Below are 22,789 nucleotides of genomic sequence, written 5' to 3'. Positions count from 1 at the left end.
CTGGGAGTCCGGCCCCGCCCGCCCCGGCCGTACCGCGTGTCACCGGAGGCCACGGGCCTCGGGCCCCGGGGCTCCTTATGCGCCGGGGGCGGATGCGTTCTAGGGTTGGAGGGAATCCCCGGGCCCGGTAACCCCCAGGGAAGGCACACATCATGTCCACCGCATCGCGTACCCCTGTCCTGGACACCCTCGCCGCCATGACGGTCGACTCCGTCGAGCGTTGCGGGCTGGCTCCGGATCTGCTCATCCTCACGCGTATCGCGGCGCTCGCCGCCTCGGACGCCCCGCCCGTCTCCTACCTGGCGCATATCGACCCCGCGCTCAGGACGGGCCTGACCGCCGAGCAGTTGCAGGACGTCCTGGTGGCCGTCGCGCCCATCGTGGGCACCGCCCGGGTCATGACGGCGGCGGGCAACATCACCGCCGCGCTGGGCATCGCCATCGCCGTCGCCGAAGCCGAGGACGAGGCTCAGGGCTGACGGCCGCCGGACCAGGCAGGAGGGTCTTCGATGTCCCAGTCCCAGTCCCAGAACGCGACCACGGCGATGCGCGCATCGCCGCACACCACGCCCGAGGAGCGCACGGCGCTCGGCAAGGCCGCGCGGCGCGCGTCGCCGCGGTCGGGCCACGCCGAGTACCGGCCGGCCTCCGACCGGCCGGACCCGCTGGGGATCCTCGAGGCGCAGTCGGCGGCGCGGGTGCCCGAGCTCGTGCCGATCCGCTACGGCCGGATGATGGAGTCCCCGTTCCGCTTCTACCGGGGCGCCGCCGCGATCATGGCGTCCGACCTGGCAGGCACCCCGCGCTCGGGACTCACGGCCCAGTTGTGCGGGGACGCGCACCTGCTGAACTTCCGGCTGCTCGCCTCGCCGGAGCGGCAGTTGATGTTCGACATCAACGACTTCGACGAGACGTTGCCGGGTCCCTGGGAGTGGGACGTCAAACGGCTGACGACGAGCCTCGTGATCGCCGGCCGGGCGAACGGCTTCGACGACGACGAGCGCGCCCACATCGTCGGCGCCACCGTCCGCGCCTACCGAGAGGCGATGATCCGCTTCGCGGGCATGCGCAGCCTCGACGTCTGGTACGCGAAGATCGACGCGGATCTCCTGGAGTCCCTGGCCGCGGGCCGGCTGCACCACCGCGGTCAGAAGAACCTGGCCCGCGCCATGGCCAAGGCCCGCACCCGCGACAGCCTGCAAGCCTTCGACAAGCTCACCGAGACGGTCGACGGCCGGCCCAGGATCGCGGCGGACCCCCCGCTGCTCATCCCGGCCGGCGACCTGCTGCCGGACATCGAACGCAACGCCCTGGAGCGCCAGTTCCGCGGTCTCGTCGAGCGGTACGGCCGCACTCTCGCCTCCGACCGGCGCGCCCTCCTGGAGGACTACCGGCTCGCGGACGTCGCCCGCAAGGTGGTCGGCGTCGGCAGCGTCGGCACCCGGTGCTGGATCTTCCTGCTGCTGGGCCGGGACAACCAGGACCCCCTGTTCCTCCAGGCCAAGGAGGCCGACACCTCCGTACTCGCCGCCCACGTCGGCGCGAGCCGGTACCGCAACCAGGGCGAACGGGTGGTGTCGGGCCAGCGGCTGATGCAGGCCACCAGCGACATCTTCCTCGGCTGGGAACGGGTGGACGGCATCGACGGCAAGCAACGCGACTTCTACGTACGCCAGTTGCGCGACTGGAAGGGCATCGCCGAGCCGGAGAACATGCGGCCGATCGGCATGAAGGCCTTCGGTGAACTGTGCGGGGTCACCCTCGCCCGTGCGCACGCGCGGTCCGGCGACCGCATCGCGATCGCCGCGTACCTGGGCAAGGGCGACGCGTTCGACCGGGCGCTGGCCGATTTCGCCGAGGCGTACGCCGACCAGAACGAGCGTGACCACCAGGCCCTGGTCGACGCCGTACGCGCGGGCCGCCTGCCCGCGGAGCAACTGCCGCTGGCCGCCTGAGCCTGACGGCCCCGGCCAGAGGTCCACCAACCGGTCGACCTCTGTGGCGGGTCGTGGATCGCGCCGTCCCGGACGCCTGGGACGATTCGCCCCATGGCACCCAAAGCAGGCACGAGCGAGGGTCCGGCGACGACGCGTGTGGTGCTGCTGGCACTCGCGGCCGGTCAGTTCCTGATGGCGCTCGACAGCTCGGTCATGAACGTCTCGATCGCGACGGTGGCCGAGGACGTGGGCACGACCGTGACGGGCATCCAGGGGGCCATCACGGCCTACACCCTCGTGATGGCCATGTTCATGATCCCCGGCGGCAAGGTCGGGGCGCTGATCGGCCGCAGACGCGCCTTCATGATCGGCTGCGCCGTCTACGGCTGCGGCTCCCTCACCACGGCGCTCGCGCCGAACCTGCCCGTGCTGCTGCTCGGCTGGGCGTTCCTCGAAGGGCTCGGGGCGGCGCTCATCCTGCCGGCGATCGTGGCGCTCGTGGCGAGCAACTTCGCCGCCGAACGCCGTCCCGCCGCCTACGGTCTCGTCGCCGCCGCGGGGGCCGTGGCGATCGCCGTCGGGCCGCTCATCGGGGGCGTCGCGACGACGTACTTCTCCTGGCGGTGGGTGTTCGCCGGTGAGGTGGTGATGGTGGCCGGCATCCTGGTGCTGGCCGGCCGTATCGCCGACGCGCCGGTCGGCGCGCGACCGCGCATCGATCTCGTCGGCGCGGTGCTGTCCGCGCTGGGGCTCGGGATCTTCGTCTACGGTGTGCTCCGGTCGGACGAATGGGGCTGGTTCAAGCCGAAGCCCGACGCGCCCTCGTGGCTCGGGGTCTCGCTGGTCGTGTGGCTGATGCTGGCCGGTCTGCTGCTGGTCTGGCTGTTCCTCCGCTGGGAGGCGCGCATGGTGCGGCGGCGCGCGGAGCCGCTCGTCGACCCGGCCATGCTGCACAACAAGCAGCTCACCGGCGGGCTGACGATGTTCTTCTTCCAGTACCTCGTCCAGATGGGCGTGTTCTTCGTCGTACCGCTCTATCTGTCGGTGGCGCTGGGCCTGTCCGCGCTCAAGACGGGTGCCCGCATCCTGCCGCTCTCCGTGACGCTGCTGCTGGCCGCCGTCCTGATCCCCCGCCTCTTCCCGGACGTCTCGCCGCGGCGGGTGGTGCGGCTCGGGATCCTCGCGCTGCTCGCGGGCGCGCTGGTCCTGATGGCGGCGCTCGACGCGGACGCGGGCGCGGAGATCGTGACGATCCCGCTCCTGCTGATCGGGCTGGGGATGGGCGCGCTGGCGTCCCAGCTCGGGTCGGTCACCGTGTCCGCGGTGCCCGAGTCGCAGAGCGCGGAGGTCGGCGGCGTCCAGAACGCGGTGACCAACCTCGGGGCCTCGATCGGTACGGCGCTCGCCGGGTCGATCATGATCGCCGCGCTGACGATGTCCTTCCTGACCAGCGTGGACCAGAATCCGGCGATCCCGGCCGAGGTCAAGAGCCGGGCGAGCGTCGAACTCCAAAGCGGTGTGCCGTTCCTGTCGGACGCCCAGCTCGAGTCGGCCCTCGCCGAGGCGGGGACGAGCGACGCGGTGACGGAGGCGGCGCTCGACGCGAACACCGAGGCCAGGATCGACGGGCTGCGCGCCGCACTCGCCATCCTCGCCTTCACCGCGCTCCTCGCGCTGTTCTTCACGAACCGGATCCCGAAGACCCAGCCCCGTTCGACGGAGCCGTAGCCGCGTCGCCCGGCTCAGGAAGGGTCGCGCAGGTCCGGTCGGCAGTCGGGGAAGACGGTGCGCAGGCGGTCGGTGGTGGGCCGGTCGAGGGCGGTGTGCCGCAGGTCGGCCGCTTCGAGGTGGCGCAGCTCGAAGAACGACTCGGGCAGGGTGGTGAGTTCGTTGAAGGACAGGCCGATGCGGCGCAGCCCCGGCATGCGGCTGAACGCGTCGTCGGGCAGTGCGGTGAACGCGGTGCGGATGACCTCGTCGCGGGCGGTCTTCTCGCCCCAGCGGTCGATCTCCAGGTGTTCCAGGGTGGTGATCCGCCAGACGCCGGCGAGGAGTTCGCGGCCGGGTTCGGGCTGGAAGGACCATCGGGTGCCGCCGCTCAGCCGCAGGACGCGCAGGCGGGGCAGTTTCGCCAGGTCGGGCAGGCGCGGGAGGCGGGCCGACAGCGAGCCGCTCAGGTTCAGCTCCTCCAGGGCGGTCAGCGCCAGCAGCTCGTCGGGAAGCGTCTCCAGGAACACGTCCGACAGGTCGAGGGAGCGCAGCGCGGGCAGCCGGGTCACGGGCTGCGGAAAGGCGACCCGTTCGTTGTACTCGCCGGGTTGCAGGTTCGACAGGTCCAGTTCGCGCAGGGTGCTCAGCCGGGCGACGGCGTCGGGGACGGCGCAGCACAGTCCGGCGGCGCGGAGGGTCTCCAGCCGGGGCAGGTCGCCGAGTCGCTCGGGCAGTGCCGTGAGCTCGTTGCCGGAGATGTTCAGCACGCGCAGGTCGCGCAGCCGTCCGATGGATTCCGGGAGGGCGGTGAGACCCGTCCCGGAGAGGTCGAGCTCTTCCAGGGCGGTCAGTTCGCCGATGCGCTCGTCCAGGCCGCCGGTGCCGCCGGTGCCGCTGCCGGTGCCGAGGGCGTCGTTGCCGGCGAGGGACAGCACGCGCAGGTGGGGGAAGGCGTGGAGCTGCTCGGGGAGCCGGCGAAGTCCGCGGTCGGACAGGTCGAGTTCGGTGATCTCCGCGGCGCGGGGCAGCAGCGCGTCGAGTTCCTCCAGCGCCACCACGTGCCGGGGCCGGATGCCGGGGCGCAGGACCGGCTCCCCGGCGCGCAGGGCGGCGCTGATCGCGCGTTCGTCGGCGGTGTCGTCCTTGCCGAGGAGTCCGGGCAGGACGAGGTCGTCCAGCTCGTCGTCGGTGAAGTCGACGGGCAGGTTGACGCGGTAGGGGTCGGCGACGAGGAGTGCGTCCAGCCGCCCGGCGAAGCACATGACGAAGTAGAGGGAGCTGATGACGGCCTGGGCGTGCGTGTCACCGGCCACGGTGAGGTTTCCGCCGTCGTCGCCGTAGCTGCCCTGGATGGTGCCGGACGCGGTCAGGTCGCCGCGCACGACCACGTCCGGGCAGCCGGACAGCAGCACGTTGCGGGCTCGTAGACTGCCTGTGACCAGCAGGAAGTTGCCGCTCGCCGAATCCCACCACTCCAGGTCGCCGCCGACCGTCAGGTCTCCGTCGACGATCGTGTTGTACGGTACCCAGTCGCCGTCGGGCTCCGCGTCCAGACCGCCTTCGACCCGCAGCCCGCCCTCGTAGAGGCGTATCTCCTGCTCGGCCGCGAGGTCCTGGTACGGATGGCTGACGTCGGCCGAGACACCGAACCGCTCCTCCGCCTCGGCGGCGGTGATGACACGGTAGGCGGCGGTTGGTGAAGGTTCTGTGCTCATGCTCCGGATAGTAACGATCGCCACTGACAGCACAGTGCGCGCGGGAAAGGACCAACGGGCGTGCGGCACATGGAGGCAGTCCCCTTCCCGGAGACCGACGAGCGCTTCGGCATCCGGTCCCGGTTCCCCCTCGGTGCGAACGACGCGGCGGAGGTCGTCGTCCTCACCGGCGACACGACCCTGGACAGCCTGCCGCTCGACCACACACGTCTCGACGCCTGGTGCGGGCTGTCGAAGACCTCCCCGGACGCGTTCCTGGGGGTCATGGTCGACGGTGATCTCTCGGTCGCCGACCGGATCACCAACCTGGAGTGGGACTTCGGCCCGTTCCTGCTGGTCCGGGGCGACGTACGAGTCAGGAACCTCGCCACGGCCGGCAGCGAGATCCTCGTCGAGGGCGACCTCCACGTGGCGCAGACCCTCGCCGGCGTCTACAACCACGGCCGCACGGTCGTCAAGGGCGACGCCCGCGCCGAGGTCGTGGTCACCGAGCAGCACCTCACCGAGTTCCACGGCCGACTGACCGCCGAACTGTGCACCGCCGGGAACTTCCTGAGGATCGCGGACCCGGCGCGGGTCCAGGTGGGCGGCTGGGCAGGGTACGTCTGCGACCTCGAGGGGCGGCTCCTGCCGGACGTCGGTTCCCGCTCGACCCGGGCACTGCGCGCCCTCGACCCCGACTTCTGGGATCTGGACGGCGGAGCGATCCTGACGGCGATGAAAGCCGGACGATCCCTGCTGCGCACGGCCGATCGGCAGACACGGGCTCCCCGGTCCCCCGCCGACGCGGTCCGCGAGGTTCTGCGCCTGGCCGGGTGCCGGGAGCACGACCGTTGGGACGACGGCTTCGTCGTCGACCCCGGCCGGGACGACGAGCCGTACGAGGTGTACTTCTGCGAGGCCGACGAGCCGGACGAACCCGGCACACCAGGTACACCCGGCACCCCGGGCGCGCCGGAAACCCTGGATCCCGCAACGGAGTTGACCCGCTACACCAAGGCCCTGGCCGCCGCCGGGTACGGCGTGCGCGTCGATCCCGTGGACGTGGACGTGTTGTGGGTGCGGTCGGTCGCCGGGTGAGGCGGGCGCGGGGTTCTCGGCGCGGAGGGTGTGCGGGGCGGGGGCGTCACCCCGGCCAGGCTCCGAGTCCGAGGTCGTTGCGACCCGGATGCCGTCCGCCCGGTGGCGACGTCCGTGCCGGTGGCCGCTCGGGGAGCATGCGGGCGAAGCGGGGGGAGGGCTCGACGCCCAGTTCCTCGTACAGCAGCCTGCGGAACGCGTCGTAGTGGCGTACCGCTTCGCCGACGTTGCCCTCGGCGAGGTGCGCCGCCACAACGGCCCGGTGCGCGCTCTCCCGTAGGGGTTCGGCGCGGACGCTCGCCCACGCCGCCTCGATCGCGAGGGCCGGTCGCCCCTGCCGGATGAGGGCCTCGGCCAGTGCGTCGAGCGCGTGCAGCCGCAGTTGCCGCAGGCGTTCGCGCTCCAGCAGGATCCAGTCCTCGTCCCAGCCCGGCAGCAGGTCCTCGCCGACCAGAAGTCCCAGCGGCGGCCGGGAAGTCGGGGGCGGGCCGCAGCCCTGGACGACGCCGAGTGCCGTCCGGGCGAGGGTGTGGACGTCCACCCGCAGGGCAGGGGCGACGAGCAGCGCGTCTCCGCAGGACCCGATCAACGGCGGTTGCCCGCGCGGCAGTTTCCACAGGGTCGTGCGCAGGCTGCCCCTGGCGTGCTCCTCGGTGACCTCGGGCCACAGCGTGCCGGCGAGGACCGTTCGGGAGACCCGGCCGCGCAGTCCCAGGTACGCCAGGAGCCGCTGGCCGTTGCGGCACAGTTCGACGGTCTCGGTACCGATGTCCAGCCGGAACTGGCCGAGCAACCGCAGCCGGGGAGGAGGGGACACCAACGCGATCGCCTCGCTCACAGTGTCGTGCCACGCCGGGGCGTGCCGTCCGTCGGGGAGGCCTCCCTCTTCCCTCAGTTTCGGCCCCCCGCACAGGCCCTGCAACTCCGTCGGCCCAGGGGCCGGTGACGACGGGATGACGCCGCGCTGACGGCGGTTGCGTACCTTGGGCGGCGGCGACCACGACTTCATCCCCATTGATCCCCAGTCGAGGAGGGCGTGATGTCCTGGCGAGTCGCTAACAGTCCGGAGACCCTTCGGTATCGGATCGACGCGCGTTTCCCGGGGCGCGGTGTCGCGGCCGACGGCGTGCGGGCGCTGCCCCGGCTGGACGCTCCGGTCGTCGCCGTGCTGCCGGGGCCGACGCGAGTGACGGTGACGTGTTTTCTCTCCACCCTTTTCATCGACCACCCGGACGCCTGGCTTCCGGACGTCAATGAATGCTGACCCGGACGGAACCCCATGGCCAATTCGCCGAAACTCCCCATCATTTACGTCCGTGGATTCGCCGGCGGCCAGTCGGCCATCAACAACGCGGTGTCGGATCCGTTCTACGGATTCAACGAGGGCTCCACGCACATCCGTGTCGGTCCGGACGACGAACCGGACTTCTACCAGTTCGAAAGCCCGTTGCTGCGCCTGCACATGGACGAGGAGTACCAGATCCTCGTCGAGGGCAGCCAGGAAGTCTATTTGGACACCCAGCCCGAGATTCCGTCGAACACCATCTGGATCCACCGGTTCTACGATCCGTCGGCGAGTACCTGGGGAGGGCATCCCAAGGAATTCCGTATGGAGGACGCCGCGGCCGATCTGCTCACGCTGATCGACAAGGTGACGACGAAGTCGGGGGCCAGTGGCGTCTATCTGGTCGCTCACTCCATGGGCGGTCTGATCTGCCGTTGTCTGCTGCAGAAAATCCTGCCGGAGGCCGGGCGCAAGCCCACCGACGTCGTCGCCAAGCTCTTCACCTACGGCACCCCGCACGGGGGCATCACCTTCGACTTCGGCTTCGGCATGCTGGAGCGGCTGCGGGACGCGATCGGCGTCAACGGCGCGGAGATCTTCGGCCCGGAGCGGATGTTCCAGTATCTGACGCCGGGCGCCACCGCCAAGCAGAAGCCGAAGAAGGGCTGGGATCCACGCTCGATGGCCGCCGCCGATCCGGCGTCCGCCTTCCCCCTGGACCAGGTGTTCTGCCTGGTCGGCACCGATCCGGCCGACTACGACGTGGCGTTCGGGCTCTCGTCCGCCGTCGTCGGGCCGCGCAGCGACGGCCTGGTGCAGATCGACAACGCGTACGTCCCCGGCGCGCATCGGGCCTATGTGCACCGCAGCCACAGCGGACGGTACGGGCTCGTCAACTCCGAGGAGGGCTACCAGAATCTGCGGCGTTTCCTGTTCGGCGACCTGGAGGTGACGGCCGACCTCGTCGACCACCAGATTCCGCTGCGGAAGGACACGGCCTGGCAGGCGGAGGTCGGACTGTCGGTGCGCGGTCTGCAGATTGTGATGCATGAGCGCAAGAGCGCCCAGTGGTGTCCGATCCAACTGCAGAACGGAACCGAGCGCGTTCTCCCGGAGCGCGTTCCCGGGGAGCCCGGCGCGGACTCCGACGGGGCGGTGCCGCTGGCGCACACGTTCCTGTGCGAGAGACTGGCCAGTCCCAACGGCTCCGGCTCCATGCGGTACGCGCTGCATCTGCGGATCCTGTCGCTGCGTAAACAGGACAACGGTTTCCTGGATTTCCACGACCACATCGAGCAGACGGCGGACTTCGACGACATTCTCGTCGTCGACGTCGGCAACGAGAACGGGGCTCCCGCTCTCCGGGCCACCTGGAACTCCGCCATCAAGGGCCCCATCAGCGAGTACGTGCAGACCGGCTCGGTCCTCGCCGACGAGGACCCCGAGGTCGGCACCTGGGTCGCCGGCATCAGGCTGCCCGCCACCACCAAGAAGATCCTCGGCGACAACGCGCGGATCCGGCTCACCGTGTCCCCCTGGAACTGACGGGCCCGGTCAGCGGCGCGGCGGCGGTTCCCGCGGACTGCGCTCCGCTTCCCCGGGCGCCCGGGGGGAGGGAGCATGGAAGGGCTGGAGGAGGATCCGCGATGACAGCCGAACCCGTCCGGTCCGCCGGTGACGCGTACCAGCCCGAGACGTCCGCGCCCACCGGTCTGCTGGACATGCTGAGCGTGTCCGCGATGGTCCTCGACGCCGACGGGCGCATCGTGTTCTGGACCCCGCAGGCGGAGGAGCTGTTCGGTTACACGGCCGACGAGGCGCTCGGCAAGTACGCGGCGCGGCTGCTCATCCACTCCGAACACCTGAAAGCCGTGGTGCGGCTGTTCACGGAGGTGCTGGAGACCGGCCGGAGCTGGGCGGGCACGTTCCCCGTCCGGCACCGGGACGGCGGCAGCCGGCTGATGGAGTTCCGCAACATGCGCCTCCAGGACGATCACGGGGACGTGTACGCGCTGGGCATCGCCGCCGACCACACCCTGCTCCAGCGCGTCGAGACCGACCTCGCCCTGTGCGAGCGGCTGATCACCCAGTCTCCGATCGGGCTCGCCCTCCTCGACCCCGACCTGCGCTATCTCCTGGTCAACCCGGCGCTGGAGCGCATCGACGGCATCCCCGCCGAGGACCATGTCGGCCGGGGCCTGCGGGAGACCCTGCCGCTGCCCGACGTCGACACCATCGAGTCGGCGCTGCGTCAGGTGCTCACCACCGGCACGCCGCTGCTCGACCAGTACCACGTGGGTCGGCCGCCCACCGACCCCGACCGCGAACACGCCTGGTCCCTGTCCTTCTACCGGCTGGAGGACCCCGGCGGGCGGGTCCTGGGCGCGGCCGCCTCGGTCGTCGACGTCACCGAACGGCACCGGGCGGCGGCCGAGGCCGACCGGGCCCGCCGCCGCCTCGCCCTCATCGCCGAGGCCTCGACGCGGGTCGGCACCACGCTGGAGGTGGACCGGACGGCCCGCGAGCTGGCCGAGATCGCCGTGCCGCAGCTCGCCGACGTGGTCGCCGTCGACGTCCTCGACTCCGCGCTGGCCTGCCGCCGCTCGCGCCGGCCGGACGACGGCCCGGAGCTGTTCCGGGCCCTCGCGCTCAAGGCGTCCCACCCCACCGTGGCGCTGCGCGCCGCCGACCCGCCCGGCGACCTCGCCGCCTACGACGGCGACCGGCTGGTCACCCTGTGCGTGCACACCGGCCGGCCGGTGCTGGTGCGGCACGTCGGCGACGACGACCTCCCGCGCATCGCCCGGGACGCGGAGGCCGGTTCGCTGCTGGCCCGCGCCGGGGTCCACTCGTATCTCGCCGTGCCGCTGATCGCGCACGGCGAGGTGCTCGGCGCGCTCGACCTCAAGCGGACCCGCAACCCGCTGCCGTTCGACGAGGACGACGTCGTCCTCGCCGGTGAGCTGGCCGGGCGGGCGGCGGTGGCCATCGACAACGCCCGCTGGTTCCAGAGCGTGCGCAACACCGCCCTCACCCTCCAGCGCAGTCTGCTGCCCGACCACGCGCCGCATCAGACCGGCCTCGACCTCGCCTCCCGCTACCAGCCCGCGCAGGCCACCAGCGAGGTCGGCGGCGACTGGTACGACGTCATCCCGCTGACCGACGACAAGACCGCGCTGGTCGTCGGGGACGTCATGGGCAACGGCATCGACGCCGCCGCCACCATGGGCCGGCTGCGCACCGCCACCTGCGCCTACGCGGACCTGGACCTCGACCCCGGCGCCGTGCTCCAGCACCTGGACAAGATCACCTGCGATCTGGAGCACTACATCGTCACGTGCCTGTACGCCGTGTACGACCCCCGTACCCGGCGGTGCCGCATGGCCAACGCGGGGCACATGCCGCCCGCGCTGACCGGCCCCGGCCACCCGCCCAGACTGCTCGACCTGCCCTCGGGCGCGCCGCTCGGCGTCGGCGGCGTCCCCTTCGAGACCACCACGACCGACCTCGCCCCCGGCGACCTGCTGGTCCTCTACACGGACGGCCTCGTCGAGACCCGGCACCACTCCATCGACGACCGCCTGGACGTCCTCCTCACCTTCCTCGACGAACCCGAACGGCCCCTGGAGGAGATCTGCGACCTCCTGCTGTACGGCCTGCGCCACCCCGACGACCACGACGACGTCGCCCTGCTCGTCGCCCGCGCCCTGTAAGTCCCATGACCCTCGTATGTCTGAGGTTCACGCGGGAGCGGTGACGACGTTCACTGCTCCCAGGCTCCACGGGCACGAAGGTCCGGGCACACGAGGGTGGGGGGATTTCTGATGTACGCGTCAGTACGGGACAGACTCGCGGTCGTCCTGAGGTGGTGTGTTCTGGCGGCGGTGCTGGTCGGCGTGGCGGCGGCCCCGGCACACGCGTCCGCGCCGGCCGCCGTGCGGGCGGTCGAGGTGCCGCCCGGGGTGACGGCGGGGGTCGCGGTCTTCGACCGGCAGACCGCGACCTTCACCGAACAGCTCAATCCCCGGACGCGGTTCCGCTCCGCGTCGGTCGTCAAGCTGCTCATCGCCCTCGACCACCTGTGGAACCGCGGCCCCGACTACAGCCTCCCGGCGGCCGACCGCGCCCGCTTCGACGCCATGCTGCGGGCCAGCGACGACACGAGTGCCTCGTACTACTGGGCGCAGAACGGCGGCAGCGCGATCGTCGACCGGATGGTCGCCCGTCTCGGCCTCGCCGACACCGCGGGGCCGCCGGCCGGTTATCCGGGGTTCTGGGGGTACACGGCGCTGTCGGCGGCCGACACCGTACGGATCTACCGCTACCTCCTGGACAGCGCCCCCGAGCCGGTCCGCACCATGGTCATGGGCGACCTGCGGCAGTCCGCGCGGTGCGGCGCGGACGGGTTCGACCAGCGCTTCGGCATCCCGGCGTCGTTCGAACGGCCGTGGGCGGTGAAGCAGGGCTGGTCGGGCTTCGGCGACTCCGGAAGCTGTTCCGACACGGCCGCCGTCACGGGTAGAGACGCGGGTGCCCCGGGCGTCCGGGCGGGCGACGTGGACCTGACGCAGCGGGCGCTGCACAGCACCGGGACCGTCGGGGCCGGCGACCGCACGATCGTCGCCGTGTTCACCCTCCAGCCGACGAGCACCACGTTCGGCGCCGCGTACACCAACCTGAACCGGCTGGTCCGGTCCCTGAACGTGCCCGGGGGCGTGCGGCCGACCGGCACGTGGTTCGGCACCTGGGGCTCGGACGTACGCGTCCGCGCCGGTACGACCACCTCCTCGGCCGAACTGACCAGGCTCCCGGCGGGGGTGGAGGTGCTGATCCGCTGCCAGAAGCAGGGCCAGCGGGTCGAGGTGCCGCCGTACGCCAACGACTGGTGGGCCTATCTGCCGCTGTACGGCGGCTACCTCACCAACATCTACGTCCGGTCACCCGACAACCAACTGCCGGGCGTGCCGGTCTGCTGACGCGAGAAGCGACAGACGGCCGCCTCTTCACCTGGTCGCCGCAGCCGATGCCCGTTCGGAGCGCCGTGTCACGTTATGTGTGTATACGGTGAACGCGGATCACGACCAGCGTCCTTCCAGGTCGACGCCCGCGGCCCCGGTCCGCCCGCACACTGCCCGGCCCCGCCGGGACAGGCGCGTCCAGGATGGAGAAAGGGGCCGGCATGCCGGTGAACGCCACCTATCCGGGCGTGTACATCGACGAGGTCAAGAGTTCCGTCAGAACGATCACGGGGGTGGCGACCTCGATCGCCGCCTTCGTCGGCTACGCGCCGCGCGGCCCGGCCGACCGGCCGGTGCACATCACCGGCTGGGCCGACTACGAGGCCGTCTTCGGCGGACTGCAGTCGAACTGCCCGATGAGTTACGCGGTCTACCAGTTCTATCTGAACGGTGGCAGCGAGGCCGAGATCGTCAGGATCGCGAAGGCCGGTGAGGAACAGGTCTCCTTCTCCCTCACGGCCGGCCAGTCGACGAAGGGGCCCACCCCGTCGTCGCCCGCGCCCGCACCGGCACCCGCTGCGGCAGCGGCGGGCGAGGGCGGGGAAGCCGCTGGTCCCGCAGGCACCTCGGGAGATGATTCAGCTTCCGACGACAAGAACAAGAAGCGGAGCGCGGGCGACGCGGGCGGCAGCAGCAGCACCAAAGCAGCGCCCCCCGCCCGCGCCGACGTGGGCTCCCCCAACACCCCTGTCCTCATCGCCGCCTCTCCGGGGCGATGGGGGCTGAATCTCCGAGCCCGGGTCGACCACGACACGCAGCCCACACCGAAGGGTGAGCAGCGCAAGCTGTTCAACCTGACGGTCCGTGACATGGAGACCGGCGCCGAGGAGAGATACCTCAACGTCAGCGTCGAGCAGGACAGTCCGCAGAATCTGGAGCATCTCCTCGCGTCTTCGCGGCTGGTCCGCGTGGTCCCCAGTTCCTCCCCCTTCGCGGTGCCGCTCGAGAACTCGCCAGCGCCGAAAGACAAGGGTCCCGATCCGTTCAAGGTCGCGCCGGAGGACCAGCCACCGGGGGCCCAGCCGACCTACTACGCCCCGACCGGGGGCGGCGGCGCCGCGGGAGACAAGACTCCCCCCGACGCAAATGCGTACAGGGGCGACCCGGCCCAGAAGACAGGGCTGTACCAGTTGTTGAAGACGGACATCTTCAACATCCTGTGTCTGCCCGACGCCCACCTGCTCGGCGACAACGCGGCGTCCCTTCGGGGCGAGGCGAAGAGACTGTGCGTCCAACGCCGGGCGATCCTTCTGGTCGACCCGCCCCCGAGCTGGACGGGTGGCCTGGACACCGTCCTCGACAAGCTCGTAGAAGTCCAGGGCGACGAAGCCGACAAGAACGCGGCGGTCTACTACCCCCGCATCCTCTCCCCCGACCCGCTCCTCAATGGCACCCTCCAGCCCTTCCCGCCTTGCGGCGTGATGGCCGGCGTGCTCGCGCGGACGGACGTCCAGCGGGGTGTGTGGAAGGCGCCGGCCGGTACGGACGCCTCGTTGAGCGGGGTCAGTGATCTCGAAGTGCCGCTGACCGATCTGGAGATCGGGCGGCTGAACCCGGTCGGCGTGAACTGTCTGCGGCGGCTGCCGGCCGCCGGACCGGTCGCCTGGGGAGCCCGCACCCTGCGCGGGGCGGACCGGCTCGCGGACGAGTGGAAGTACCTCCCGGTGCGCCGGCTGGCCCTCTTCATCGAGGAGAGCCTGTTCCGGGGCACGCAGTGGGTGGTGTTCGAGCCGAACGACGAACCGCTGTGGGCGTCGGTCCGGCTGAACGTCGGCGCGTTCATGAACTCGCTGTTTCGCGCGGGCGCGTTCCAGGGCCGGACTCCCCAGGAGGCCTACCTCGTCAAGTGCGACAAGGACACCAACCCGCAGAACGACATCAACCGCGGCATCGTCAACATCCACGTGGGCTTCGCCCCGCTGAAGCCCGCGGAGTTCGTGATCGTGCACATCCAGCAGCTCGCCGGACAGATCCAGGTCTAGGAGGAGGACGACCGATGCCGGAAGTCACGCGCCGGGACCCCTTCAAGAACTTCCGCTTCCGGGTGAAGTTCAGCGGGGAGACCGCCTATATCGCCGGAATCAGCAAGGTCAGCGGCCTCAAACGCACCACGGAGGTCATCCGGCACCGCGACGGCGGCGACCCGGGCACCAGCCGTAAGCTGCCCGGTCGCACCGAGTACGAGGCCATCACCCTGGAGCGCGGCTGCACCATCGACACCGCCTTCGAGGAATGGGCCAACCGGGTCTGGAGCCTGAAGAACTCGGCGGGCGGTCTGGAGACCTCCCTGAAGGACTTCAGACGGGACCTCGTCATCGACGTCTTCGACGAGGGTGGGCAGCAGGTGCTGTCCTACTCCGTCCACGAGGCCTGGGTCTCCGAGTACCAGGGGCTTCCCGAACTCGACGCCGGGTCCAACGCCGTCGCCTTCGAGCACATCAAGGTGGAGCACCACGGCTGGGTGCGGGAGCACACCAACCCGCCGCAGGAGCCGCAGTTCAGCGACACCGCCGGGTGACGGACCGCATGCCGCGTCGGCTGACGGAGGCGAACGTCCTCGAGGTGTGGGAGGGCGGGCTCGGCGGTACCCCGGCGGCCCGCTCCCTCCTGCTCGCCTCGGTGGCGGCACCGCCCGGTCAGGACGTCGCGGACCTGCCGTTGAGCGCCGTCAACGCCCTTCTGCTGGAGCTGCGTCGCGGCGCGTTCGGTGACGCGCTGCCTTGCGCGGCGGACTGCCCGCAGTGCGGTGACAGCCTCGATGTCACCGTCGGGGCCGAGGAGTTGCGGCCCTGCGCGGTGGGCTCGGACGCCGGTGCGGGTCCAAGTCCCGCTACGGCGACGCTGACCACAGACGGTATGACGGTCACGTACCGGGCCCTCACCGGCCGCGACGTCCGGGCCGTCGACGCCACCACGCCCCGGGCGCGCCGCAGCCTGCTGCGCCGGTGCGTCGTACACGTCAGTCCTCCGCCTGTCGACGACGACCTGTCCGAAGAGGTTCTCGAACAGGTGGCCCGGCTGCTCCCGGAACTCGACCCGGGGGCCGACACCGTACTGGTGCTGAACTGCCCGCAGTGCGCGCACCGTTGGGAGGCCGCGCTCGACATCGGCGACCATCTGTGGACCGAAGTCTCCGGCTACGCACGCAAGTTGCTGCACGAGGTGCACTCTCTGGCGCGGGCCTACGGCTGGTCCGAAGCCGACGTGCTGTCGATCAGTCCGGCGCGGCGGCAGTTCTATCTGGAGGCGAGCGCCGGATGAACGACTTCGTGGACCGGGTACTGCGGGCACCAGGGCCCCGGCTCAGGCCGCTCACCCCGAACATCTTCGACCCGGGCGCACGACGCCTGCCGAGCGGTGATGTGCCGAGCGGTGACATGCCGGTGGGGGAAGCGGGTACGGGTGTTGCGGATGCCGGTGCGGCTCAAGAGGTCGGCGTGGCCGGTGAGTCGGACGTCTCCGTGCACTCCTCTTCTTTGCTCGGCGCGGGGCCAGCCGTGGAGGTTCCCGTTCCCACGGCTGACGCGCGCCCCACGCCGAGTGCGGACCTCCCGGGGCACACACCCCAGGGCGCGGAACGGGCACGGCCGACTCCCCGCACCACACCGGTGACACCGCGCCACGCGCCGGGCCGGAGCGCCGAGGCGATCGGTGAGAACTCCGCCGTCTCGCCACAGACACCGAGCCGGCACCCTAAGGCCAAGAGCCCGTCCCCACACGGCGGTCCGACGACAACTCCGCCCAAGGCCGGGGCACCCTCACCGCACGCCTCCCCCCGAGCCACGTCAGCGGACAGCAGCCCGGTCGCCGTTCCAAGGACGACGCCCGACACATCCCGGCGAGCCGCCCTCGCGCCACCCGAGGCGCAAAGCGCGCCGCGTCGGGCACCGGCCGCGCAGCCCCAGGAGCCATCCGCGCCGCCCCGGGACTCGGCCACGCCACGCACACTCCAGCGCACGTCACCCCACAGCCCTGCCACGCCTCCGCCAGCCGAGGCCAGCTCATCTCACGGCACGGCCCCGTCCCCGCAGATCGAGGGCACCTCGCAGCACGTCCGCCCCACCGCATCTCACGAGGCCGAGGCCGAGGCCGAGGCCGAGAACACCTCACCGGGCACCCCGGCAACGCCCCGCGCCACCGAGGCGACCGCGCGCCGCAAGCCGAGCCCGTCCTCCCAGGTCAAGGACGCCGCACCGCGTGACCCGGCCTCGTCCAGCGGGCATCTGGCCACGCCGGAGACACGGCGGAACGCACCACCGCGCCCTCCAGGCGCAGGCTCGCCGCCACTCAGCCCGAACACGTCGCCCCAGTCCCCAGGCACGGCACCGCCCCACAGCCCGGCAACCGGCGACAAGCGCGTCGGAGGATTCGCCGAGCGCGCTGTCCAGCCCAGCCCCTTGACGATCGCCGAGCGGGCACACAACAAGGTGCCCCCGGTCGAGGCTGCCGCGAGGCCGACGGCACCGGAAGCGACGACTGTCGCCTCCGACCCACCGCCGTCCATCGCCACCGCGTCTCCGAGCGCCGCCGAACCATCCCGGTCCGCCCCCGCCTCGCCTCCGCACCTCACCGAACCGACCCCGACCCCGACCCCGACCCCAGCCTCGCCCTCGCCCTCGCCCTCGCGCGAGACCACTTCATCTCCGCCCGCCTCCCCGCCGTCACCATCCGGGACCACCTCACCTCCACCCGCCTCCCCGCTGCCCCCATCCGAGACCACCTCACCTCCGTCCGCTTCCCCGCCGTCACCATCCGGGACCACCACACCCCCGTCCCCCTCCCCGCTACCCCCATACGAGACAACCTCACCTCCGCCCGTCTCGCAGCCGCCCCCGTCCGGGATCACCACACCCCCGCGCCTCTCCCAACCGTCCCCGCCCGAGGCCAGCACACGTCCGCCCGTCTCCCCACCAGCCCCGTCCCGGACCACCGCACCCCCAGCCGCCACTCAGCCACACCGGTCCCACACCGCTTCACCTATGCCTCCCTTGCCGCCCTCCGAGCCACCCCCGTCCCGGACCGCCACACCCCCGCACCTCCCGGAACCGCCCCCGCTCCAGCCCCGCTCCTCGTCCCCGGCCCCCTCCCCGGCCCCCTCCCAAGCAGCCCCCATCCCGCTCGCGCCCCCGGTCAGCGCCCCCTCGAACACCCCTCCGAGCCCCCCGCCACTCGCCCCGCACCCTCACCTCCAGGTCCGCACCGCGAGGTCCGCCGCCCCCACGGCACCAGAACGCCCCACGCACACCGCGCACCCCACCCGCCCCACGCCCCGAACATCCCCCACCCCCGAATCAGCACCCCCTCCAGAACCCCCCAACGCACCCACAGCAGCCCCCACCCAAACCGTCCTGCACATCACCATCGACCGCCTCGTCGTCCACACCACCCGCCCCCGGCCAAACGCTTCCGCCGCCCCAACTCCCCCACGCCGGTCGCAGATGTCGCTGGAGGAGTACCTCGGGAGGCGGGCGTGAGTGACGTGCTGGCTGTTGCCGCCGTGACGGAGACTTTGCGGGCCGTGTTGCAGGAGGCCGTGCGCCGGGCGGTGCCGGATGGGGTGGTGACGGTGCGTCATCCCGGCGGCATGGACGACGTCGGCGACGAGGGCCACGGACCGGTGCCCACGCTCAACGTCTTCCTCTACCGCACCGCCATCGACGCGGCCTGGCGCAACACCGACCCCCTCGACACGCACCCCGGTGAGACCCACCACCCCGCGCTGCCCCTCGTCCTGCACTACCTGCTCACCGGCTACGCGCCCCGCGACCAGGACTCCACCCTCCCCGAACGGCTGCTCTGCGCGGCGATGTCGGCGTTGCACGACCGGCCCGAGCTGCCCGCCACGGCCCTCAAGGCCGCCGCCGACTTCAGTGATCTGCATCTACAGCCCGAGCCGGTGAAGGTCACCCCGGCGGTGCTGCCGACCGACGAGATGTGGCGGCTGTGGACGGCGCTCGGCCACGACTACCGGCTGTCCGTGCCGTACGAGGCCCGGGTCGTGCTCGTCGACAGTTCCGTGCCGGGCCGCACTCCCCTGCCGGTCCTGCGGCGCGGGGCCGCCGGGGCCGGTCCGGAGGCCGCGCCGACGGCGGCCGAACCGTGGCCGGTGCTGCACGCCGTACTGCCCGCGATCGCGCCGCCGGGCACCGACGTCGTCCTCAGCGGCAGCGGGTTCGGGGCGGGGGCGGGGGTGGCCAGCGTCCGTCTTACGCATCCGCTGCTCGGCGGGCCCGTCGTCCTGCCCGCCCGCTCCGACGGGGCCGCCGCCGTGCGGGTCACCCTGGGCGAGGAACTCGGCGCGGGCCACTGGTCGGTGGTCGTCGTCCTCACCGCTCCCGACGGCAGCGAACGGACCACCGCGCCCCGTACCCTCCAGATCGCGCCGCGCATCACCAGCGCCCTGCCGCTGACCGTCGTACGCGCCGCGAAGGGGGCCAAGGGCCCGAAGGGGGCGATGGTGCTGTCCTTGGACTGCACTCCCGCCGTGCACCCCGGGCAGCGGGCCGAGCTGCTCGTGGCGGATCTGCCCGTGCTCGCCGAGCCCTTCTCGCGGGCCACGCGCAAGCTGCGGTTCCGGCTGGCCTCGGGCGGCCTGCCGGGGCGGTATCCGCTGCGGCTGCGCGTCGACGGCGTGGACAGCCCGGTGGCCGCCCCGGACGCGGAGCGCTTCGACGCCGACACGGCACTGGTGATCACATGAGCATGGACATCGACATGGGCTTGGGCACTACCCGGGTCGAACTGCATATCCGCCGGCTCGTGCTGGACCCGGCCGCCGCCCACGTGTCCCGGGCGGCGCTCTGCGCGGCCGTCGAGACGGAACTCGCCGTACTCCTCGGCCTCACGCCCGCACCCGCTCGCGTACCCGTACCCGTGGATGGCGAACTCGCCGCCCTCGCCCGGCATATCGCCCGCGCCGTCCACCGGGCGATGGCGACCGAGGAGGCGGCGTCATGACCGGAGCTGTGCCGCGGCGCGGTGGGTTCGTGTTCCTCGATCCCGAGCAGGGGCGGGTGCTGCGGGTCGTGCCGTTCCAGTACAACCCCGACAGCGTCACCCGTACGCTCCAGCCGCGCGGCATCGGCGCCGACGCCGGTGACCGGCTGGAGGCGCTGCGGTTGCAGGGGCCGCCCCGGGAGACGTTCCGGATCGACGCGGAGTTCGACGCGACGGACCAGGTGGCCCCGGCGGGCGGTCCCGCGCCGCCCGCCGGGTCCGGGCTGTTCGGGATGCTGTCCGCGCTGGAGACGGCGGTCGCGCCCACGGCCGCGCAGTTGACCCGGCAGAACGACCTGGCTGCCCAGGGAATCCTGGAGATCGCCCCCGTCCAGGCCCCGCTGCCCGTGCTGGTGCTCGGGGCGCACCGGGTGCTGCCGGTGCGGATGCTGGACCTCGATGTGACGGAGGAGGCGTACGACGGGGAGCTGAGTCCGATCAGGGCGCGGGTGACGCTCACCGTGCGGGTCCTCACCGTCGACGACGTGGGCTTCGACCACAAGGCCGGCGGGTTGTACCTCCAGTACCAGCAGGGCAGGGAACGCTTCGCCGCACTCGTCGGCTACGGCCCGGGAACAGTCGGCTATACGAGCGGATGAGAGTTGATACAAGCAGATATACGCAGGTATACGCAGGTATGAGCAGATGCGAGAGGAGACCGGCCATGTTCGAGCCCGGCAGCAGGTATCACGCGGTCCCCACGACGACCCGCGCCCTCGCGGACGGCAGGACCGTCACCCATCTGCGACGCCGGTTCCTGCCGCAGCCGGAGGAGCTGACGGGCGTCGGCGAACACGTCGTCGCGGCCGGTGACCGGCTCGACCGGATCGCGGCCCGGCGCTACGGCGACCCCGAGCAGTCGTGGCGGCTCGCCGACGCCAACCGGGCGATGTGTCCCGACGAGTTGACGGCCGTGCCCGGCCGGCGGCTGCGGATCACCCTGCCCGCCGAGGCGTCGGCGGCCGGCGGCACCGCACCGGACGCGTGATGAGTCAGCGGATGACACATCACCTGCATCTGATGCTGCTCGTCGGGGACACCGTGCCCGCGCCGGCCCCGGCGGCGCTGGTCGACGCCCTGCACGGGGTGCGGATCACCTCGGCCAGCGGCCGGACCAACGGCTTCCAGCTCACCTTCGCGGCCGGTGCCGGGTCGCCGTCGGCCGGGGCGGTCGGGCCGGGCGGGGCGCTCTACGTGAAGAAGCGGGTCGTGGTCGCCGTCGTGCTGGCGGGCCGGTGTCATGTGCTGATGGACGGCGTGGTGACCCATCAGGAGCTGCACGCGGGGCGGGCGCCGGGCGCGTCGTTCCTCGTCGTGACCGGCGAGGACCTGACCGTGCTGATGGACCTGCGGCACGTCCGGCGGGCGTACCCGGGGCTGCCGCCGCAGCTTCGGGCGACGGCGGTGTGCGCCGGGTACGCGCAGTACGGGATCACGCCGCGGGCCGTGGCGCCGGTGCTCACCGACCAGCCCAACCCGGTGATCGACATTCCGGTGCAGTCGGCGACCGACCTGGCGTATCTGCGGGCGATGGCCGCGGACGTCGGGCACGTCTTCCATCTCGAACCGGGGCCCGCGCCGGGCGTCAGCACCGCCTACTGGGGGCCGCAGCACCGCGAAGGAGCCCTCCAGCCGGCCCTGACCACGGGCTGCGGGGCGGCCGACAACGTCGAGGAACTCACCTTCTCCTTCGACGGGTTGGCCGCCTCCGGCTACTCCGTCGACCGGCTGGAGCCGCCGTCGACGACCGCCTCCGAGGTCACCGCGCCCGATCCGGGCGTACTGCGCAAGAGCCTGGCGGCGAGTCCGGCCGAGGCGCTGCGCACGGGGGCGCTGACCGGGCAGACCGGCCGTTCCCTGACCCGGACCCTGCTGGCGGGGCTCGGCCGCGAGGTCGCCGCCGACGCCGTCACCGGCCGCGGCACCGTCGACGTGCTGCGCTACGGCCACGTCCTGGCCGCCCACGGTCTGGTGGGCGTGCGCGGGGCGGGACGGGCGTACGACGGGCGGTACTTCGTGGCCGCCGTCACCCACGACCTCACCCGGGACACCTACAGGCAGCACTTCGCGCTGGTCCGCGACGGGCTCGGCGCCGACACCCAGGCGGTGACCGCATGACGACGACAGAGACGACAGACCCGACAACACGCGCGTATGCGCATACGGCGGCGCAGGTGAACCAGTGGCACGGGTTGTACGAGGGGGTCGTGGTGTCCGCCGTCGATCCGACCGGGGTCGGCCGGTTCCTGGTCCGGGTCCCGGAGGTGCTGGGGGACGACGCCCCGGTGTGGGCCGCGCCGCTCACCCCGATGGCCGGCTCGGACTGCGGGATGTACGTGGTGCCGCCGCCGGACTCCGGGGTGTGGGTGCGGTTCCTGGACGGGGACCCCGAGCGGGCGGTGTGGGTCGGGTTCCGGCGCGGCGGGCCGAAGGACGTGCCGTCGGCCGCCAAGTCGGCCCCGCCGGGCGTCCCGCAGATCGTGCTGGCGACGCCGACCGGCAACGCCCTCGTCATCAGCGACCTGCCGGGGCCCGCGGGCGGGATCAAGCTCCAACTGCACGGCGAGAACGGGCCGTTCATCAAGATCAACGAGGTGTCGATCGAGATCTCCTGCGGTCCCGGCCTCGCCACCATCCAGCTCGCCGGACCCCAGATCAACGTCAACAACGGCGCGCTGACGGTGTTGTGAGGAGACCATGCCCGGACTGCTGCTCCACTACGGCGCGATGATGATGTGCGCGCACCCGCCCGGCCTCGTGACCGTCCCCGCGCCGGTCCAGCAGCGTGTCATGGTGTCGGCCCAACCGGTGCTGACCGGCGCCGACATGTTCCTGGTGGCCGGGTGCAGTTTCCCCGCCGCCAGCATGGGGGCGCCGCCGTGCACGACGGTCACCTGGCTCCAGACGTCCACCCGGGTGCTGGTGAACGGTCTGCCCGCGCTGTTGCAGCCGACGCCGACCGGCGTCGCCCCGGCGATCGGCGTGGGCACCCCGCCGCCGAACCCGCCGATGGTGCTGGCCATGCAGTTCCGGGTCCAGGGGATGTGA

General features: G+C 72.0%; 20 protein-coding genes. 18 read left to right on the top strand and 2 right to left on the bottom strand.

Translation table 11 applies throughout. The annotated features are described in order from the left end of the window. The first annotated feature begins 152 nt into the window (after positions 1-152). The 3 genes from BMZ82_RS03835 to BMZ82_RS03825 all read left to right on the top strand — a co-directional run bounded on the left by BMZ82_RS03835 (position 153) and on the right by BMZ82_RS03825 (position 3,665). The gene (locus BMZ82_RS03835) at positions 153-479 is read left to right on the top strand and encodes a carboxymuconolactone decarboxylase family protein (protein ID WP_093771610.1); all 327 of its coding nucleotides are present in this window, start codon (positions 153-155) and stop codon (positions 477-479) included. Between the two features lie 30 nt (positions 480-509). Further along, positions 510-1,955, top strand: a complete 1,446-nt coding sequence (locus BMZ82_RS03830) for a DUF2252 domain-containing protein (protein WP_093771608.1) — start codon at positions 510-512, stop codon at positions 1,953-1,955. A gap of 93 nt (positions 1,956-2,048) precedes the next feature. Next, positions 2,049-3,665, top strand: a complete 1,617-nt coding sequence (locus BMZ82_RS03825; RefSeq protein ID WP_093771606.1) for an MFS transporter — start codon at positions 2,049-2,051, stop codon at positions 3,663-3,665. Positions 3,666-3,679: 14 nt separating this feature from the next. On the opposite strand, the gene BMZ82_RS03820 is transcribed toward BMZ82_RS03825, so the two are convergent. Then, positions 3,680-5,362 (bottom strand): leucine-rich repeat domain-containing protein, encoded by a 1,683-nt coding sequence (locus BMZ82_RS03820; RefSeq protein WP_093771604.1) that lies wholly within the window; start codon positions 5,360-5,362, stop codon positions 3,680-3,682. Between the two features lie 60 nt (positions 5,363-5,422). Between BMZ82_RS03820 and BMZ82_RS03815 the strand changes: the two genes are divergently transcribed. Continuing rightward, a complete protein-coding gene (locus BMZ82_RS03815) occupies positions 5,423-6,442 on the top strand; it encodes a hypothetical protein (RefSeq protein ID WP_143098817.1) in 1,020 nt (339 codons plus the stop codon). Positions 6,443-6,488: 46 nt separating this feature from the next. On the opposite strand, the gene BMZ82_RS03810 is transcribed toward BMZ82_RS03815, so the two are convergent. Beyond that, a complete protein-coding gene (locus tag BMZ82_RS03810) occupies positions 6,489-7,259 on the bottom strand; it encodes an AfsR/SARP family transcriptional regulator (protein WP_371271043.1) in 771 nt (256 codons plus the stop codon). Between the two features lie 222 nt (positions 7,260-7,481). Here BMZ82_RS03810 and BMZ82_RS03805 point away from each other — a divergent pair, with 222 nt between their 5' ends. The 14 genes from BMZ82_RS03805 to BMZ82_RS03725 all read left to right on the top strand — a co-directional run bounded on the left by BMZ82_RS03805 (position 7,482) and on the right by BMZ82_RS03725 (position 22,789). Then, complete coding sequence (locus tag BMZ82_RS03805; protein ID WP_107487634.1) at positions 7,482-7,706, top strand: hypothetical protein; 225 nt, start codon at positions 7,482-7,484, stop codon at positions 7,704-7,706. A 15-nt stretch (positions 7,707-7,721) separates the two neighbouring features. Beyond that, positions 7,722-9,272, top strand: a complete 1,551-nt coding sequence (locus tag BMZ82_RS03800) for an esterase/lipase family protein (protein ID WP_093771596.1) — start codon at positions 7,722-7,724, stop codon at positions 9,270-9,272. Between the two features lie 101 nt (positions 9,273-9,373). Continuing rightward, positions 9,374-11,440: a SpoIIE family protein phosphatase gene (locus BMZ82_RS03795; RefSeq protein WP_093771594.1), complete on the top strand. Its 2,067-nt coding sequence runs from the start codon at positions 9,374-9,376 to the stop codon at positions 11,438-11,440. A gap of 111 nt (positions 11,441-11,551) precedes the next feature. Beyond that, a complete protein-coding gene (locus BMZ82_RS03790; RefSeq protein WP_093771592.1) occupies positions 11,552-12,703 on the top strand; it encodes a serine hydrolase in 1,152 nt (383 codons plus the stop codon). 203 nt (positions 12,704-12,906) lie between these two features. Next, positions 12,907-14,727, top strand: coding sequence for a phage tail sheath family protein (locus BMZ82_RS03785; protein WP_093771590.1), 1,821 nt, complete (start codon positions 12,907-12,909; stop codon positions 14,725-14,727). A gap of 14 nt (positions 14,728-14,741) precedes the next feature. Beyond that, positions 14,742-15,263 carry a phage tail protein gene (locus BMZ82_RS03780; protein ID WP_093771588.1) on the top strand — a complete coding sequence of 174 codons (522 nt, stop codon included), beginning with the start codon at positions 14,742-14,744 and terminating at the stop codon, positions 15,261-15,263. Positions 15,264-15,271: 8 nt separating this feature from the next. Then, on the top strand, positions 15,272-16,006 hold the full coding sequence (locus BMZ82_RS03775) for a hypothetical protein (protein WP_143098816.1): 735 nt from the start codon (positions 15,272-15,274) through the stop codon (positions 16,004-16,006). A gap of 2,209 nt (positions 16,007-18,215) precedes the next feature. Continuing rightward, positions 18,216-19,445 carry a Pvc16 family protein gene (locus BMZ82_RS03755; RefSeq protein ID WP_177244361.1) on the top strand — a complete coding sequence of 410 codons (1,230 nt, stop codon included), beginning with the start codon at positions 18,216-18,218 and terminating at the stop codon, positions 19,443-19,445. After that, positions 19,442-19,702 (top strand): hypothetical protein, encoded by a 261-nt coding sequence (locus BMZ82_RS03750; RefSeq protein ID WP_143098815.1) that lies wholly within the window; start codon positions 19,442-19,444, stop codon positions 19,700-19,702. Before BMZ82_RS03755 ends, BMZ82_RS03750 begins: the two co-directional genes overlap by 4 nt. Next, complete coding sequence (locus BMZ82_RS03745; RefSeq protein WP_093771574.1) at positions 19,699-20,340, top strand: hypothetical protein; 642 nt, start codon at positions 19,699-19,701, stop codon at positions 20,338-20,340. Before BMZ82_RS03750 ends, BMZ82_RS03745 begins: the two co-directional genes overlap by 4 nt. Before the next feature lie 65 nt (positions 20,341-20,405). Further along, positions 20,406-20,729, top strand: a complete 324-nt coding sequence (locus tag BMZ82_RS03740; protein WP_093771572.1) for a LysM peptidoglycan-binding domain-containing protein — start codon at positions 20,406-20,408, stop codon at positions 20,727-20,729. An 11-nt stretch (positions 20,730-20,740) separates the two neighbouring features. Continuing rightward, a complete protein-coding gene (locus tag BMZ82_RS03735; protein ID WP_093771570.1) occupies positions 20,741-21,859 on the top strand; it encodes a hypothetical protein in 1,119 nt (372 codons plus the stop codon). Next, positions 21,856-22,431 carry a phage baseplate assembly protein V gene (locus BMZ82_RS03730; protein ID WP_143098814.1) on the top strand — a complete coding sequence of 192 codons (576 nt, stop codon included), beginning with the start codon at positions 21,856-21,858 and terminating at the stop codon, positions 22,429-22,431. Before BMZ82_RS03735 ends, BMZ82_RS03730 begins: the two co-directional genes overlap by 4 nt. Before the next feature lie 7 nt (positions 22,432-22,438). Then, positions 22,439-22,789 (top strand): hypothetical protein, encoded by a 351-nt coding sequence (locus tag BMZ82_RS03725; protein ID WP_093771566.1) that lies wholly within the window; start codon positions 22,439-22,441, stop codon positions 22,787-22,789.

The sequence above is a fragment of the Streptomyces sp. yr375 genome (assembly GCF_900110755.1).
In the GTDB taxonomy this organism is placed as follows: Bacteria; Actinomycetota; Actinomycetes; order Streptomycetales; family Streptomycetaceae; genus Streptomyces.
This window is presented reverse-complemented; position numbering and strand designations above follow the sequence as displayed.

What these genes read in the sequence shown, in the direction of transcription:
- BMZ82_RS03835 (WP_093771610.1), top strand. Translation starts at nt 153, where the DNA reads ATGTCCACCGCATCGCGTACCCCTGTCCTGGACACCCTCGCCGCCATG.
- BMZ82_RS03830 (WP_093771608.1), top strand. Translation starts at nt 510, where the DNA reads ATGTCCCAGTCCCAGTCCCAGAACGCGACCACGGCGATGCGCGCATCG.
- BMZ82_RS03825 (WP_093771606.1), top strand. Translation starts at nt 2,049, where the DNA reads ATGGCACCCAAAGCAGGCACGAGCGAGGGTCCGGCGACGACGCGTGTG.
- BMZ82_RS03820 (WP_093771604.1), bottom strand. Translation starts at nt 5,362, where the DNA reads ATGAGCACAGAACCTTCACCAACCGCCGCCTACCGTGTCATCACCGCC.
- BMZ82_RS03805 (WP_107487634.1), top strand. Translation starts at nt 7,482, where the DNA reads ATGTCCTGGCGAGTCGCTAACAGTCCGGAGACCCTTCGGTATCGGATC.
- BMZ82_RS03800 (WP_093771596.1), top strand. Translation starts at nt 7,722, where the DNA reads ATGGCCAATTCGCCGAAACTCCCCATCATTTACGTCCGTGGATTCGCC.
- BMZ82_RS03795 (WP_093771594.1), top strand. Translation starts at nt 9,374, where the DNA reads ATGACAGCCGAACCCGTCCGGTCCGCCGGTGACGCGTACCAGCCCGAG.
- BMZ82_RS03790 (WP_093771592.1), top strand. Translation starts at nt 11,552, where the DNA reads ATGTACGCGTCAGTACGGGACAGACTCGCGGTCGTCCTGAGGTGGTGT.
- BMZ82_RS03785 (WP_093771590.1), top strand. Translation starts at nt 12,907, where the DNA reads ATGCCGGTGAACGCCACCTATCCGGGCGTGTACATCGACGAGGTCAAG.
- BMZ82_RS03780 (WP_093771588.1), top strand. Translation starts at nt 14,742, where the DNA reads ATGCCGGAAGTCACGCGCCGGGACCCCTTCAAGAACTTCCGCTTCCGG.
- BMZ82_RS03775 (WP_143098816.1), top strand. Translation starts at nt 15,272, where the DNA reads ATGCCGCGTCGGCTGACGGAGGCGAACGTCCTCGAGGTGTGGGAGGGC.
- BMZ82_RS03750 (WP_143098815.1), top strand. Translation starts at nt 19,442, where the DNA reads ATGAGCATGGACATCGACATGGGCTTGGGCACTACCCGGGTCGAACTG.
- BMZ82_RS03745 (WP_093771574.1), top strand. Translation starts at nt 19,699, where the DNA reads ATGACCGGAGCTGTGCCGCGGCGCGGTGGGTTCGTGTTCCTCGATCCC.
- BMZ82_RS03740 (WP_093771572.1), top strand. Translation starts at nt 20,406, where the DNA reads ATGTTCGAGCCCGGCAGCAGGTATCACGCGGTCCCCACGACGACCCGC.
- BMZ82_RS03735 (WP_093771570.1), top strand. Translation starts at nt 20,741, where the DNA reads ATGACACATCACCTGCATCTGATGCTGCTCGTCGGGGACACCGTGCCC.
- BMZ82_RS03730 (WP_143098814.1), top strand. Translation starts at nt 21,856, where the DNA reads ATGACGACGACAGAGACGACAGACCCGACAACACGCGCGTATGCGCAT.
- BMZ82_RS03725 (WP_093771566.1), top strand. Translation starts at nt 22,439, where the DNA reads ATGCCCGGACTGCTGCTCCACTACGGCGCGATGATGATGTGCGCGCAC.